This window comes from Ramlibacter sp. 2FC, from assembly GCF_005503345.1.
Taxonomy (GTDB): Bacteria; Pseudomonadota; Gammaproteobacteria; order Burkholderiales; family Burkholderiaceae_C; genus SCMQ01.
Genome location: NZ_SCMM01000075.1, coordinates 1 through 14718, shown reverse-complemented (window position 1 = coordinate 14718; position 14718 = coordinate 1). Strand labels below are relative to the sequence as shown.

Sequence of the window (14718 nt, the reverse complement as noted above, 5' to 3'; positions counted from 1 at the left end):
GTCGGGCGTTCATGAGGCCATTGTTGGCGCCCGGTACCCATGTGTCTAATATTGAATTTCATTGATTCGATACAAGGCTTGTATTGCCATGGAGCTGCGTCATCTGCGCTATTTCCTCGCCCTGGCCGAAGAGCTGCATTTCGGCCGGGCCGCCAAGCGCCTGCACATCTCGCAGCCGCCGCTGAGCTTCAATATCAAGCAGCTCGAGGCCTCGCTGGGCGTGTTGCTGTTCGAGCGCAGCAGCCATGGCGTCAAGCTCACGCCGGCCGGCGAGGCCTTCCGCGCCTCGGCCCAGCGCGTGCTCGACGAGGCCGCGGCCGCCGCCACCCAGGCGCGCGACGTGGCGGCGGGCGTGACCCAGCGCGTGCGCGTGGGCTTCGTGGGCTCCATGCTGTTTCGCGGCCTGACCGAGCGGCTGGCGGCCTTCCAGCAGGGGCAGCCCCAGGTGCGGGTCGAGCTCATGGAGCTCAATTCGGCCGAGCAGGTCGAGGCCCTGGCGCGCGGCCAGATCGACCTGGGCTTCGTGCACCAGGCGCGCGTGCCGGCCGGCCTGAGCCAGCGGCTCTACATGTCCGAGCCCTTCGTCGCCTGCCTGCCCGCGGGGCATCCGGCCGCGGCGCAGCGCCCGCTGGACCTGCGCGCCCTGGCGTCCGAGCCCCTGGTGCTCTTCTCCAAGAGCGCCTCGCCCGACTACTACGAGCGCGTGCTGGCGCTCTGCGCCGAACAGGGCCTGCAGCCGCTGCTGCGGCACGAGGTGCGGCACTGGCTCAGCGTGGTGGCCCTGGTGGCCAAGGGCACCGGCCATGCCCTGGTGCCCGCTGCCCTGATGCACAGCGGCGTGGCCGGCGTGCAGTACTGCCCCCTGCCCGAATCCGAGATCCGCTCCGAGGTGTTCTGCGTCTGGAACGAGCGCAAGCAGCCGGCGGTGCTGCAGTCGCTGCTGGACTGCTTTCTCAAGTGAGCGTGCGCCTGCTCTCAGCGCAGGAAGGCGTCGTAGCCGGTCTTGAGGATCAGCGCGCTGACCACGGCGATGAAGGCGCCGCGCACGAAGCCGGCGCCGTGGCGCAGGGCCAGGCGGGTGCCGACCAGGCTGCCGGCGATGTTGGCCAAGGCCAGCGGCAGGGCGAGATGCCACCAGACATGGCCCTTGAGCGTGAACAGGATCAGCGCCGAGAGGTTGGTGGCGACATTGACCAGCTTGGCCGAGGCCGAGGCGTTCAGGAAGTCGTAGCCCAGCAGGCGCACGAACAGGAACACCAGGAAGCTGCCGGTGCCGGGGCCGAAGAAGCCGTCGTACAGGCCTATGACCAGACCGATCGCGCTGGCCACGCCCACCTCGTGACGGCCGGCGAAGCGCGGCGCGTGGGTGCGGCCCAGTTCCTTGCGCGCCAGGGTGTAGGCCAGCACGCCCAGCATCACGAAGGGCAGGGCGCGGCGCAGGAAGCCGGGGTCGATCAGGGTCACGGCCCAGGCGCCGGCCAGCGATCCCGCGAAGCCCATGGCCGTGGCCGGCAGCAGCACCGGCCAGCGCATCTGCACGCGGCGGCTGTACTGCGCCAGCGCGAAGGCCGTGCCCCAGACCGAAGCGCTCTTGTTGGTGCCCAGCAGGGTGGCGGGGGCGGCGCTGGGAAAGACGGCGAACAGGGCCGGCAGCAGGACCAGCCCGCCGCCGCCGACGATGGCGTCGACCAGGCCGGCCAGCAGCGACGCCAGCGAGACAATCACGAGTTCCATGCGGGGATTGTCGCACCGGGATGGTGCGTTGCCGGGCAGGGCGCGTGAGCCTGGGCCCACAAAGAAAAAGGCGCCGGGGTTGCCGGCGCCTTGAAAAAAACATCTCGTTTCGGATGCCTGAATCAAATATTTTGCTAATTAGGTTTGTCTCCTAGGCCCCTCGATTGGACGGTGCCGTCTAGGGCCCGTTCCGCGAGTGCCGTGACTGTAAGGTGTGGCACCGCACTTGTGCATAGGGGATTTCCCTCCTCGGGAATTCCCCGGGGAGGGGCCATTCAGTGGCTCAGCCGGCCTCGGCGGTGATCCACTGCGCGGCCCGCTCGGCGACCATCAGCGTGGGGCTGTTGGTATTGCCGCTGGTGATGCGCGGCATCACGCCGGCGTCCACCACGCGCAGGCCGGCCACCTGGCCGCCGCGTCCGTCGAGCAGGCGCAGGCGCGTGTCGACCACTGCCATGGGGTCGTCGGCATGGCCCATCTTGGTGGTGCCGACCGGGTGGAAGATGGTGCTCGCGATGTCGCCGGCCAGGCGTGCGAGCTCCTCGTCGCTCTGGTACTGCGGGCCGGGCTTGTATTCCTCGGGCCGGTAGGGCGCCAGGGCCGGCTGGGCCACGATGCGCCGCGTCAGGCGCAGGCTGTCGGCGGCGATCTGGCGGTCCTCGGGCGTGGACAGGTAGTTGGGCGCGATGGCCGGCGCGTCCTCGAAGCGCGGGCTCTTGATCTGCACGCTGCCGCGGCTGGTGGGGTTGAGGTTGCAGACGCTGGCGGTGAAGGCCGGGAAGCCGTGCAGGGGTTCGCCGAAGGCGTCCAGCGAGAGCGGCTGCACGTGGTACTCGAGGTTGGGGTGGGGCAGGGTCGGGTCGCTGCGCGTGAAGGCGCCGAGCTGGCTGGGCGCCATGCTCATGGGGCCGCTGCGCCTGAGCAGGTATTCCAGGGCGATCCGCGCCTTGCCCCAGGGGGTGCTCGCCAGGGTGTTGAGCGTCTTGACGCCCTGCACCTTGTAGACCGCGCGGATCTGCAGGTGGTCCTGCAGGTTGGCGCCCACGCCGGGCAGGTCCAGCAGCGGCGCGATGCCATGCTGGCGCAGCAGCTCGGCCGGGCCCACGCCCGAGAGCTGCAGGATCTGCGGCGAGCCTATGCTGCCGGCGCTCAGCACCACCTCGCGCGTGGCCGTTGCGGTGACCATCTCCTTCCCGGTCCAGACCTGCACCCCGGTGCAGCGCTGGCTGCCGTCGGCCTGGGCCTCGAAGACCAGCCGGGCGACCTGGGCCGAGGTCCATTGCTCGAAGTTGGGCCGGCCCCAGCAGGTGGGGCGCAGGAAGGCCTTGGCCGTGTTCCAGCGCCAGCCGGCCTTCTGGTTGACTTCGAAGTAGCCCACGCCCTCGTTGTCGCCGCGGTTGAAGTCGGCCGTGGCCGGGATGCCGGCCTGCTGCGCGGCCTGGGCGAAGGCGTCCAGCACGTCCCAGCGCAGGCGCTGCTTTTCCACGCGCCATTCGCCGCCCGCGCCGTGCAGGGCGTCGGCGCCCTTGTAGTGGTCCTCGTGCCGCTTGAAGGCCGGCAGCACGCTGTCCCAGCGCCAGCTGGCGTCGCCGGTCAGCTCGGCCCAGCCGTCGTAGTCGCGCGCCTGGCCGCGCATGTAGATCATGCCGTTGATGCTGGAGCAGCCGCCCAGGGTCTTGCCGCGCGGGTAGCGCAGGCGGCGGCCGTTCAGGCCCGCGTCGGGCTCGGTCTGGTAGAGCCAGTCGGTGCGCGGATTGCCTATGCAGTAGAGGTAGCCCACCGGGATGTGGATCCAGTGGTAGTCGTCCTTGTGCCCGGCCTCGATCAGCAGCACGCGCTTGGACGGATCGGCCGAGAGGCGGTTGGCGAGCAGGCAGCCCGCGGTTCCGGCCCCCACGATGATGTAGTCGAAGCTGGTGTTGCTCATGGCCGAAACGCATCCTTTACGCCGGGTCGATCCCCGCAGGGCGGGGCCCCTCGCCCAACGGCTCCAAGTCGCCCGCCCCCCACGATGATGTAGTCGAACTCGGTATGGCTCATGGCCAGAACGCTGAATGATTTGCAAAGCTCATGCGAGGCTCCTTGTGGCGGCCCGAGTTTCCGCGTTGCCTGCGAGAAAATCCAATGATTTCGCCAAAACCGTTCCAAAAATCTCCAAATACGAGTCCCAGCGCTGCCCCGCCCATGGACAGCCTGGGCGGCGCTGGAAGCGGTCTGGCGCTGAATGAAGCGGTCAAGCGAAGCTGTTACCCTCGGCAAGAAACGAAACGAGTCTTCCGCATGAACCAAACGTCCGCCGCCGCGCCCCCGCAGCATGCGTCGCCGGCCGCCGACCCGCACGACGACCCGGCCCTGCCGCTGTACGTGGACATGGACGGCACCCTGCTGCTGACCGACACGCTGCACGAGTCCATGCTGCTGGCCCTGCGCAGCGACCCGGCCAGCCTGTGGCGCTGGCCGGCCTGGCTGGCCGAGGGCAAGGCCGGCTTCAAGCGCCGCATCGCCGACCTGGCCGTGCCCGACCCGGCCGGCCTGCCCTACAATCAGCCGCTGCTGGACTGGCTGCGCGAGCAGCATGCCCAGGGGCGCCGGCTGATCCTGGCCAGCGCGGCCGACCTGCGCGTGGTACGCGCCGTGGCCGAGCACCTGGGGCTGTTCGACGACTGGCTGGGCAGCAATGCCCCGGGCGAGCCGCTGAACCTCAGCCGCGAGCACAAGCGCCGACTGATCGAGCAGCATGCGCGCGAGGCCGGCTATGCGCATTTCGCCTACGCGGGCAACAGCGCCGACGACCTGCCGGTCTGGGCCGGCGCGCGCGCCGCGATCGCGCACAACGCGCCGGCCGGTGTGCTGCGCGCGCTCAAGAGCCAGCACCCGCAGGCGCGCGTGCTGCCGGGCGAGCCGCTGCGCCTGGCCACGCTGCTGCGCGCGATCCGCATCACGCAATGGGCCAAGAACGCGCTGCTGTTCGTGCCGCTGCTGGCGGCCCACATCACGGCGCCGGACGCCTGGCTGAGCATGGTCCTGGCCTTCGTGGCCTTCGGCCTCTGCGCCTCGGCGACCTACCTGGTCAACGACATGCTGGACCTGCCCAACGACCGGCGCCATGCCTACAAGCGCCACCGGCCGCTGGCGGCGGGCCGGATCTCGATCGCGCAGGGCCTGGGGCTGATGGGGGTGCTGATGGCGGCGGCCCTGGTGCTGGCCATGGCCCTGTCGCGCGGCTTCCTGCTGATGCTGCTGCTCTACGTGGCGCTCACGCTGGCCTATTCGCTGCGCTTCAAGCGCGTGGCCCTGCTCGATGTGCTGCTGCTGTCGGGCCTGTACACGCTGCGCATCGCGGCCGGCGCGGTGGTGGCCGGCGTGATGCTGTCGAACTGGCTGCTCGCGATCTCGCTGTTCCTGTTCCTCAGCCTGGCCCTGGTCAAGCGCTGTGCCGAGCTCGAGGAGATGAGCGGCGAGGCCGGCGCGCGCAAGGTGCCGGGCCGCGGCTACCGGCGCGGCGACCTGGCCCTGCTGCGCGCCTTCGGCGTGGCCAGCGGCTTCCTGGCCGTGATGGTGTTCACGCTCTACATCGACAGCCAGAACGTGCGCCAGCAATACGCCGAGCCGCAGTGGCTGTGGGCCGCCGGCCCGCTGCTGCTGGCCTGGATCATGCGCATGTGGCTCAAGGCCGGGCGGCGCGAGCTGCATGGCGAGGACCCGCTGCAGTTCGCGCTCAAGGACCGGCTGAGCTGGCTGATCGGCGCGGCCATGGCCGCGTTCGCGCTGCTGGCCGCCAAGGGCTGCGGTTTCGAGCTCTGCCGGGCATTCGTTGGGAGGCTGTCATGAAGCTCGCCTCCGTCGCCATGGCCCTGGCCTGCGTGCTGATCTCGGCCGCCGCCCAGGTGCTGCTCAAGCTCGGCATGACGCGGCCCGCCGCGGACGGGCTCGCGCCGGCCGGCTGGCTCGCGACCTATCTTCAGGCCCTGGCCAGCCCCCTGGTCTGGGCCGGCCTGCTGCTCTACGGCCTGAGTGTCCCGCTCTGGCTGTGGGTGCTGTCGCGGCTGGACGTCAGCCTGGCCTATCCCATGGTGAGCCTGGGCTTCGTCGTCACCCTGGCGGTGGGCGTGCTGTTCCTGGGCGAGCCCTTTTCCTGGCTGCGCGGCGCCGGCTGCGCGCTGATCCTGGCGGGCGTGGCCCTGCTGGCCCTGGATGCCTGAGACCATGGGTTCTGAGGGCATGTTTCCTGCTTATTCCATCGCATCGACCATGCAGACCACCGACCTGCAGGCCCGCGGCCTGTTCCTCAAGACCTTCTGGGCGACGCTGGCGCTCAAGTTGGTGCTGGCCGCCTTCTTTCCCATGACGGGCGACGAGGCCTTCTTCTTCCAATGGGGCGTCACGCCCGACTGGGGCTACTCCGACCACCCGCCCATGGTCGGCTGGTGGCTGGCCGGGCTGCACCGCATCAGCGACCAGCCGCTGGTGCTGCGCAGCCTGACCCTGCTGGTGAGCAGCGTGATCGCCCTGGGCCTGGTCGACCTGGCGCGCCGCCACCTGCCGCCCGAGCGCGAGGCCGCGGCCTGGCTGGCCGGCGCGGTCTACCTGGTGCTGCCCTGGAGCTGGATGTTCGTGCTGGTCACCACCGACACGCCGCTGGTCTTCTTCATGGCGCTGTCGGCCTACTGCTTCCTGCGCGCCGAAGCGAGCGGCCGCGCCGCCTGGTACGCGGCGGCCGGCCTGTTCGTGGGCCTGGCCTTCCTGTCCAAGTACTTCGCGGCCCTGCTGGGCCTGGCCTACGCGGTCTACATCCTGGGCTGGCAGCGCCGCCGCTGGTGGACCCTGCCGCTGATGCTCGCCTGCGCACTGCCGTCCATTGCGCTCAACCTGGTCTACAACGCCACGCACGGCTGGCCCAACATCCTGTTCAACTTCTTCAACCGCCACGAGGGCAAGCCCTGGTCGCCGGTCAACTTCGCGACCTACCTGGGCATGGCGGCCTACCTGCTCACGCCCTGGCTGCTGTGGCAGGCCTGGCGCGCGCGGCGCGTGGCGCCCGCCTATGGCCGCGCGATGACCGTGCTGTGGCTGTTCCCGCTGGCCGTCTTCACCCTGCTGAGCGTGCGGCGCGAGGTGGGCCTGCACTGGGTGCTGGGCTTCGTGCCGCTGTTCGTGCTGTGGTGCGCGCTGCGGCTGGAGCCGGCTCAGCTGCGCCGCAGCTGGCGCTGGACCCTGGGCCTGTCGCTGCCGCACCTGGTCCTGGTGGGGGTGCTGATGGCCTCGCCGCTGGCCTGGTGGCAGGGCAGCCGGCTCTACGAGAAGCTGGTGTTCCTGCGCGAGGCCGAGGCCGTGACGCGCGCGCTCGAGCAGGACCTGCCGCCCGACGCCCAGCTGATGGGGCGCGCCTACAGCCCGGCCGCCATCCTGGCCTATTTCCACGGCCGCTACGTGCCGGTGTTCGGCCCCGGCCGGCACCACGCGCGCCAGGACGATCAGGTGGTCGACTTCCGCGCGCTGGCCGGCCGTCCCATGCGCATCTTCTCGCCCTCGCCTGTGCAGGCCGAGGAGTTCGCGCCGTATTTCGAATCGGTGCGCGTCACGCCCTTCCGGATCGAGGGCGTGAGCTACTGGCGCATCGACGGCCAGGGCTTCAAGTACCCAGCCTACCGCGACCAGGTGCTGCGCGAGGCGGCCCAGCATTTCCACCGCATCCCGCCCTGGCTGCCCAACCCGCGCAGCCCGTTCTGCGAGCGCTACGGCTTCAGCGACTGCCTGGCCGCGCCGCGCTGACCCAGACCAGATCAAGCCACCAAAGGACCGTCATGACCACCGCCACCGCCCGCGCCGCCGCGCCGGACATGGACTTCGCCGACGAGGCGCAGGCCTGGAGCGGCCGCATCGATCCCGACGAGCTCAAGCGCCCGGGCGGCCTGCTGATCGCGGCCCTGGCGCAATGCGCGAGCGAGCGCGGCCTCACGCTGCAGCAGATGGGCAAGGCCATGGGCGTGTCCTTCTGGGACATCAGCCAGCTGCGCATCGGTTTTCGCCGCCTGAGCAAGCTCGACGAAGACCTGGCCCAGGCCTGCGCCGAGTTCCTGGACCTGCCGCCCCTGAGCGTGCAGATGCTGGCCGGCCTGCTCGATCCCGAGCAGGCGCTGGCGACCCAGCCGCTGACGGCCGAGGACATCGTGCATGCGCGCCAGCTCGCGGCCTCCGAGCCGGCCGAGGTCGTGCTGGCGCCGCCCAAGGACCGCAGCCGCCCGCTGGCCGGCGCCGGGCTAGACGAGCTCGAGGCGCTGCACCGTGACTACGGCAGCAACCCGGCGGTGCGCCAGGCGCTGCAGGAGGAGCTGAGCGCCCGGCCGCCCGCGCGCATCGAGTCGCTGCGCCAGGCGGTGGGCGGCCAGGAGGCCGAGCCCGCTGCAAAGGCCAAGGCCCGCGAGGCGCAGCCGGTGCCGGCCCTGATGCGCTGCGCGGGCTGCGACACCCGCCTGCGCATCCCGCGCCTGAGCGAGCCCGGCGAGATCCGCTGCCCGTCCTGCAAGGCCGAGTACCAGGTCGAGTGGCAGGCCTCGGTCTGCCTGGTCCAGCAGCAGCCGGCCCCCGAGGAGGAGGCCGAGTCGGCGGCCGACGAAGGCATGGACGTGGACCAGGCCCTGGCCGTGCTGGGCCTGGAGCAGGGTTGCCCCTGGGACGAAGTGGAGCGCGCGCGGCGCTCGCTGCGCCAGCACTACCACCCCGACAAGCTCGGCCAGGTCTCGCCGCTGGTGCAGAAGCTCGCCGAAGACGCCTTCAAGCGGGTCAACCAGGCTTACGAGGTGCTGCGGGCTCAGCCTTGAGGGGGCGGGGGGCCGGTCGCTTGGCTACGCCTTGGTTCACAGCGCCTTGACCAGCTCCGGCACGGCCTGGAACAGGTCGGCCTCCAGCCCATAGTCGGCGACGCTGAAGATCGGCGCCTCGGGGTCCTTGTTGATCGCCACGATCACCTTGGCGTCCTTCATGCCCGCCAGGTGCTGGATCGCACCCGAGATGCCGCAGGCGATGTAGAGCTGCGGCGCCACGATCTTGCCGGTCTGGCCGACCTGCAGGTCGTTGGGCGCGTAGCCCGCGTCCACCGCGGCACGGCTCGCGCCAATGGCGGCGCCCAGCTTGTCGGCCAGCGGGGTGATGACTTCGTTGAACTTCTCGGCCGAGCCCAGGGCCCGGCCGCCCGAGACCACGATCTTGGCGGCGGTCAGCTCGGGGCGCTCGCTCCTGGCGATCTCGCTCGAGACGAAGCTGCTCTTGCCGCTGGCGGCCACGACCGCGATCTTCTCGACGGCGGCGCTGCCGCCGCTCGCTGCCGCGGCGTCGAAGCCGGTGCTGCGCACGGTGATCAGCTTCTTGGCGTCCAGGCTCTGCACGGTGGCGATGGCGTTGCCGGCGTAGATCGGGCGCTCGAAGCTGTCGGGACTGAGCACCTTGGTGATCTCGCTGACCTGGGCCAGGTCCAGCTTGGCGGCCACGCGCGGGGCGCAGTTCTTGCCGCCGGCCGTCGCCGGAAACAGGATGTGGCTGTAGGCCGGTGCCAGGGCCAGCACCTGGGCGGCGATGTTCTCGGCCAGGCCATGGGCCAGGGCTTCGCCGTCGGCGTGGATCACTTTTGAGACGCCGGCTATTCTTGCGGCGGCTTGGGCGGCGGACCCTGCGTTGTGGCCGGCCACGAGAACATGGACCTCGCCGCCGCCCAGCTTGGCGATTTCTGCCGCGGCGGTGACGGTGTTGAGCGTGGCGCCCTTGATGGAGGCGTTGTCGTGTTCGGCAATGACGAGTGCGGTCATGGTGTTTCTCCTGTTCCTTGCCTCAGATGACCTTGGCTTCGTTCTTGAGCTTGTCGACCAGGGTGGCGACATCGGGTACCTTGATGCCGGCGCCGCGCTTGGGCGGCTCGGCGACCTTGAGGGTCTTCAGGCGCGGGGTCACATCGACGCCGAGCTCTTCCGGTTTGACGTTGTCCAGTGGCTTCTTCTTGGCCTTCATGATGTTGGGCAGGGTGACGTAGCGCGGCTCGTTCAGGCGCAGGTCGGTGGTGACCACGGCGGGCAGCGAGAGGCTCAGGGTCTCGAGACCGCCGTCGATCTCGCGCGTGACGCTGAGCTTGTCGCCCGCCACTTCCACCTTGGAGGCGAAGGTGGCCTGGGGCAGCTCGGCGAGAGCCGCCAGCATCTGGCCGGTCTGGTTGGCGTCGTCGTCTATGGCCTGCTTGCCCAGGATCACCAGGCCGGGCTTTTCCTTCTCGACCAGGGCCGCCAGCAGCTTGGCCACGGCCAGGGGCTGCAGTTCCTCGTTGGTCTCGACCAGGATGGCGCGGTCGGCGCCTATGGCCATGGCGGTGCGCAGGGTTTCCTGGCATTGGGTGACGCCGCAGGAGACGGCGATGACTTCGGTGGCCACGCCTTTTTCTTTGAGGCGCACGGCCTCCTCGACGGCAATCTCGTCGAAGGGGTTCATGCTCATCTTGACGTTGGCCAGGTCGACGCCGCTGCCGTCGGACTTGACGCGCACCTTGACGTTGTAGTCGACCACGCGTTTGACGGGGACGAGGATTTTCATGGGGGTTCCTTGTGCGTTGGGGCGGCTGCGGCTCAGGCCGCGGTGAAGAACTCGGCCGACATCAGGCCGATCTCGGGCGCGAGGCGGGGCGCGAAGTCCATCTGGTCCAGCACGTCGCGCTGCAGGTCTATGCCGGGCGCGAGCTCGAACAGCTCGACGCCCTCGGGCGTGAGGCGAAAACTCGCGCGCTCGGTCAGGTACAGCACCTCCTGCTGGCGCACCAGGCCCTGCGGGCCGCTGAAGGTGATCTGCTCGACCTTCTTGACCAGCTTCCTGACGCCGCCCTGCTGCAGCACGCGCATCTGGCCGTCGCCGGTGGCGAGCTTGACGCCCTTGGCCGCCAGCGTGCCGCAGAACACCACCTTGCGCGCGTTCTGCGCGATGTCGATGAAGCCGCCCGGGCCCACGGTGAGGCCGCCGAGCTTGCTGACGTTGACGCTGCCTTCGGCGTCGAACTCGCCGAAGCCCAGGAAGGCGATGTCCAGGCCGCCGCCGGCGTAGAAGTCGAACTGCGTGGCCGCGTCGAGCATGGCCGTGGCGTTGCGCGCGTAGCCGAACAGCACGCCATCCATCAGCGTGCCGCCGTAGGTGCCGTGCTCTATGGTCTGGTAGAGGCGGTGCTGCTCGTTGCGCGCCGCGATCAGCTTGGCCACGGCGTCGGGCACGCCCACGCCGTAGTTGACCACCGGGCGCGGCTTGCCGGTGTTGAACAGCTCGACGGCTGCGCGGCGTGCGATGGCCTGGCGCTCGCCGAAGGCCTCCTGGGCCGCGGCGAGCTCGGCCGCATGGTCGGCCGCCTCGCTGGCGGCGCGCGCGGCGCCGGTCAGCTCGCCGCTGAAGGCCGGGTCGAACGGGATGTCGTAGCTGGTGCGCTGCTCGGGGTCGACCACGATGGCGTCCACCCAGGCCGAGGGAATGCGCACCTCGCGCGCCTTGAGCGCGCCTTTGGGCAGGCGCTCGGCCACCTGCACTAGAACCAAGCCGCCGCTGTTGCGCGCGGCCAGGGCCAGCGACTGGGCGTCGAGGTTGGCGGCCTCGTGCTCGAAGCTGATGTTGCCGTCCTCGTCGGCGCTGCTCGCGCGCACCAGGGCCACGTGGATGGGGAAGGGCTTGTAGCGCAGGACCTCTCGCCCGTCCATGGTGACGACTTCGGCCAGCAGATCGGGGCGGGCGCTCGCGTTCATGCAGCCGCCGCCCAGGCGCGGGTCGCAGACCGTGCCCAGGCCCACATGGGTGAACAGGCCGGGGCGGCCGGCGCCGATCTCGCGCATCAGCTGCGAGGACACGCCGCCGGGCAGGATGTAGGCCTCGATCTTTTCGTTCACCGCCAGCTGCTGCATGGCGGGCGACCAGACCCAGTGGCCGCCGATCACGCGCCTGACCAGGCCCTCGTGCGCGAAGCAGTTCATGCCCTTGGTCTTCTTGTCGCCAATGCCCAGGGCGTGGACCATGGTCAGGTTGCGCGGGGCACCGCTGGCAAGGAAGCGTGCCTGCACGGCCTCGAACAAATGCGTGGCCTCCATCAGGCCGCCGCCGCCGCCCATCAGGCCCACGGTGTCGCCGTCGCGTATCAGCTCGGCCGCCCGCGCGGCGCTCATGAATTTGTCGTTCATGATGGCCCCCTTAGCGGTTCAGGTCGAACAGGGCCGCGCCCTTCTTGAGCGCGCTCTTGGCGATCACGGTGCGGTGGATCTCGGAGGTGCCGTCGAAGATGCGGTAGATGCGCGCGTCGCGGTAGTAGCGCTCGATCGGCAGCTCCTTGCAGAAGCCCATGCCGCCGAACACCTGCACCGCGCGGTCGACCACGCGGCCCAGGGTCTCGGCCGCGTGCACCTTGACCATGGCGATCTGCTCGCGCGCGTCGAAACCCTGGTCCAGCATCCAGGCGGCCTGGTAGACCATCCAGCGCGCGGCGTTGATCTCGATCACGCTGTCGGCCAGCATCTGCTGGACCAGCTGGAAGTCGCCAATCTTCTGGCCGAACTGCTTGCGGTCGTTGGCGTACTCGACCATCAGCTCGCAGACATGGCTGGCCTTGCCCACGGCGCGCGCGCCGACCTGGGCCAGGCGCACCACGTTGAGCGCGCCCATGGCCAGCTTGAAGCCCTGGCCCTGCTCGCCGAGCAGCGCGACCGGCTCCAGTGGCACGTTGTCGAAGAACAGCTCCAGGTGCGGCGTGCCGCGTATGCCCATCATCTTCTGGTCCTTGCCTACGGTGAAGCCGGGCAGGCCCTTGTCGACCATGAACATGCTGATCTCTTTCTCGCCGGTCTTGGCCGAGACCAGGAAGAAGTCGCTCCACTCGCCGTCGCTGATGAAGTGCTTGCTGCCGTTGAGGGTCCAGGTCCCGTCCTCGTTGCGCCTGGCGTGGGTCTTGATGCCGGCCGCGTCCGAGCCGGCGCCGGACTCGGTGATGGTGATGGCGCAGGTGCGCCGGCCTTCGACGGCGGGCTTGAGCCAGCGCGCTACCTGCTCGCCCTTGCAGTGCAGCAGCGGTTCGTAGACGTTGCCGAAGGCGCGGCGGATCAGGATGTCGGTGGTGTGGCCGAACTGCTCCTCGCACAGGATGCGGTCCAGATTCGACAGGCCGCCGCCGCCGAGCTCGGCCGGCATGTTCATCGCGTACAGGCCGAGCGCCTTGGCCTTCTCGTGCACGGCCTGCGCCTTCTCCTGGGCCAGGAAGCCCTGGTTCTCGATCTCGTCCTCGAGCGGCTTGAGTTCCTCGGCGATGAAGCGACGCACGGTGGCTATCATCATCTTCTGTTCTTCGTTGAGCGAAAAGTCCATGGTGTTTCTCCAAATTCGGTGTCTAGGTCGGGGTTGAGCACGTGAGGGGCGGGGCCCGTCTCACGCGCTGCTGAACCAGCGCGCGCCGAAGAAGAACGGCAGGCGGGAGACCGGATCGGTACTTGTGGACATGGATGGTTCCGCGGGAATCAGGCGCCCGGCTCCAGGACGGCGCGGCTGGCCGCGAGCGCCTGGCGTGCCCATGCGGTCTGGTCGACCTCGGCCATGCGCTCAAGGTGCACCACCTCGACGCTGACCGGCAGGTCCTGGGGCAGGGCGGCGAACAGGGCCTTGATGGCTATGCCACCTTCGCCGGGCATCAGGCGCGCGCAGCGCGCGGTGTGGATCATTTCCGCTACGGTGAACGGCCGGCCGATCTGGGCGCTGGTGGGCGCGTCGCAGATCTGCGCGTAGTGCAGCAGTTCGCGCGGGATGGCGCGCAGGTCGTCCAGCGTGGTGGTCGAGCGCGCCACGTGCAAGGCATCGACCAGGATGCCGGCGTTGGCCGGCTTGCCGGCGGCGTGAACGATGCGCAGCGCGGCCCGGGCGTCGGGCACGGCGGTCCAGGGCATGAACTCGAGGTCGGCCGTCATGCCGTAGGGCGCCATCAATTCGCACAGGCGGGCGTAGCCCTCGGTCAGGCGCGCCTCGTCGGTATCGTCGCCGGCCACCAGCACGGCCTTGGCCTTGAGCGCCGCGCCGGCCTCCAGCAGCGGCAGGTAGCTGCGCGCGTCGAAGCCCTCGGCTATGCGGATGATCTCCAGGTCGAAGATGCCGACGCCGGTGTCGCGCATGGCGGCCAGGGTCTCGCGCAGCAGCTCGGGCTGGGCTATCAGCTGTTGCTGCGGCCCGCCCGGGCCGTTGGGCAGCAGGCGCAGGCCGACGTAGGCGTAGCCCAGCTCGGCCGCGAGGCGCACCGCCTCGGGCGGGGTGCAGAGGTTGGAGCTCAGGTAGGCCAGCGAATAGATCCGTGACATGACGTGCCCCTGATTCACTTCAGAGGCGACACCGCCGTCGGCAGCGCGATGGTCGAGCTCATGGCCGTGGTCAGCCAGGCCGGGCCGCCCTTGGGCGGCCAGAGCCCCAAGGCCACGGCATCGGCGCGGATCTGGCTGCGCGCGTTCAGGCTCTCGTAGGCCCAGATGTTGGTGAAGCGCAGCGGGCCGTCGAGCGCGAGCATAGCCACCACGCAGGGCGAGAGCTGCTCGCGCGGCGGCAGGTACTGCTCCCACAGGTCCAGGGTCGGCTGCACGCCGCCCGGCTTGATGCCATAGCTGCGGATCTCGTAGACCGGGCCGGCGAGGCCCGACTCGGCGGAGGGGCGCACCGGCTTCATCCAGGGGAAGCCCTTGTAGCTGTGCTGCTCCAGGCTCTGGAAGATCTCGCCGCAGCCGAAGGGGCTGGCGCTGCGCTGGGTGCGCTCGCGCTCGGCCTGCAGCTGGTCCAAGCTGGCGAATCCGCGCAGCACGATCATCTGGTTGAGCTGGCCGATGTCGGTGAACCAGCAGCCCAACAGCTCGCCCTGGGCCTCGGGCGCGCCGGCGAAGGCCTGCACGTTCTGGGCGGCTTGGCCGGCGGTGCCGAAGGGCAGGGTCAGGGTGGCGAGTTCGTAGTACATGGGGG

At 69.9% G+C, this 14718-nt stretch carries 13 protein-coding genes; 5 read left to right on the top strand and 8 right to left on the bottom strand.

Going from position 1 to position 14718, the window contains the following annotated elements:
• The first annotated feature begins 88 nt into the window (after window positions 1-88).
• The gene (locus FFS10_RS21065; protein WP_249931377.1) at window positions 89-961 is read left to right on the top strand and encodes a LysR family transcriptional regulator; all 873 of its coding nucleotides are present in this window, start codon (window positions 89-91) and stop codon (window positions 959-961) included.
• Window positions 962-975: 14 nt separating this feature from the next.
• On the opposite strand, the gene FFS10_RS21060 is transcribed toward FFS10_RS21065, so the two are convergent.
• Entirely contained in the window at window positions 976-1734 is a 759-nt protein-coding gene (locus FFS10_RS21060; RefSeq protein WP_137896563.1) for a sulfite exporter TauE/SafE family protein, read from the bottom strand.
• Between the two features lie 283 nt (window positions 1735-2017).
• Window positions 2018-3661, bottom strand: coding sequence for a GMC family oxidoreductase (locus FFS10_RS21055; protein WP_137896562.1), 1644 nt, complete (start codon window positions 3659-3661; stop codon window positions 2018-2020).
• A 353-nt stretch (window positions 3662-4014) separates the two neighbouring features.
• On the opposite strand from FFS10_RS21055, the gene FFS10_RS21050 reads away from it, so the two are divergent.
• The 4 genes from FFS10_RS21050 to FFS10_RS21035 are packed head-to-tail and all read left to right on the top strand — an operon-like array spanning window position 4015 to window position 8555.
• Window positions 4015-5565: a UbiA family prenyltransferase gene (locus FFS10_RS21050; protein ID WP_137896561.1), complete on the top strand. Its 1551-nt coding sequence runs from the start codon at window positions 4015-4017 to the stop codon at window positions 5563-5565.
• A complete protein-coding gene (locus FFS10_RS21045; protein ID WP_137896560.1) occupies window positions 5562-5936 on the top strand; it encodes a DMT family transporter in 375 nt (124 codons plus the stop codon). The genes FFS10_RS21050 and FFS10_RS21045 overlap by 4 nt, the downstream gene beginning before the upstream one ends.
• A 49-nt stretch (window positions 5937-5985) precedes the next feature.
• A complete protein-coding gene (locus tag FFS10_RS21040) occupies window positions 5986-7506 on the top strand; it encodes an ArnT family glycosyltransferase (RefSeq protein ID WP_171016199.1) in 1521 nt (506 codons plus the stop codon).
• A 32-nt stretch (window positions 7507-7538) separates the two neighbouring features.
• A complete protein-coding gene (locus tag FFS10_RS21035; protein ID WP_137896558.1) occupies window positions 7539-8555 on the top strand; it encodes a J domain-containing protein in 1017 nt (338 codons plus the stop codon).
• Between the two features lie 36 nt (window positions 8556-8591).
• On the opposite strand, the gene FFS10_RS21030 is transcribed toward FFS10_RS21035, so the two are convergent.
• The 6 genes from FFS10_RS21030 to FFS10_RS21005 all read right to left on the bottom strand — a co-directional run bounded on the left by FFS10_RS21030 (window position 8592) and on the right by FFS10_RS21005 (window position 14713).
• A complete protein-coding gene (locus FFS10_RS21030; RefSeq protein ID WP_137896557.1) occupies window positions 8592-9536 on the bottom strand; it encodes an electron transfer flavoprotein subunit alpha/FixB family protein in 945 nt (314 codons plus the stop codon).
• Between the two features lie 22 nt (window positions 9537-9558).
• Window positions 9559-10308 carry an electron transfer flavoprotein subunit beta/FixA family protein gene (locus FFS10_RS21025; RefSeq protein WP_137896556.1) on the bottom strand — a complete coding sequence of 250 codons (750 nt, stop codon included), beginning with the start codon at window positions 10306-10308 and terminating at the stop codon, window positions 9559-9561.
• Between the two features lie 32 nt (window positions 10309-10340).
• Window positions 10341-11921, bottom strand: a complete 1581-nt coding sequence (locus tag FFS10_RS21020; protein ID WP_137896555.1) for an acyl CoA:acetate/3-ketoacid CoA transferase — start codon at window positions 11919-11921, stop codon at window positions 10341-10343.
• Between the two features lie 10 nt (window positions 11922-11931).
• Entirely contained in the window at window positions 11932-13095 is a 1164-nt protein-coding gene (locus FFS10_RS21015) for an acyl-CoA dehydrogenase family protein (RefSeq protein ID WP_137896554.1), read from the bottom strand.
• 149 nt (window positions 13096-13244) lie between these two features.
• Window positions 13245-14072, bottom strand: a complete 828-nt coding sequence (locus FFS10_RS21010) for a sugar phosphate isomerase/epimerase family protein (protein ID WP_137896553.1) — start codon at window positions 14070-14072, stop codon at window positions 13245-13247.
• Between the two features lie 14 nt (window positions 14073-14086).
• On the bottom strand, window positions 14087-14713 hold the full coding sequence (locus FFS10_RS21005) for an NIPSNAP family protein (protein ID WP_137896564.1): 627 nt from the start codon (window positions 14711-14713) through the stop codon (window positions 14087-14089).
• Window positions 14714-14718: the final 5 nt, after the last annotated feature.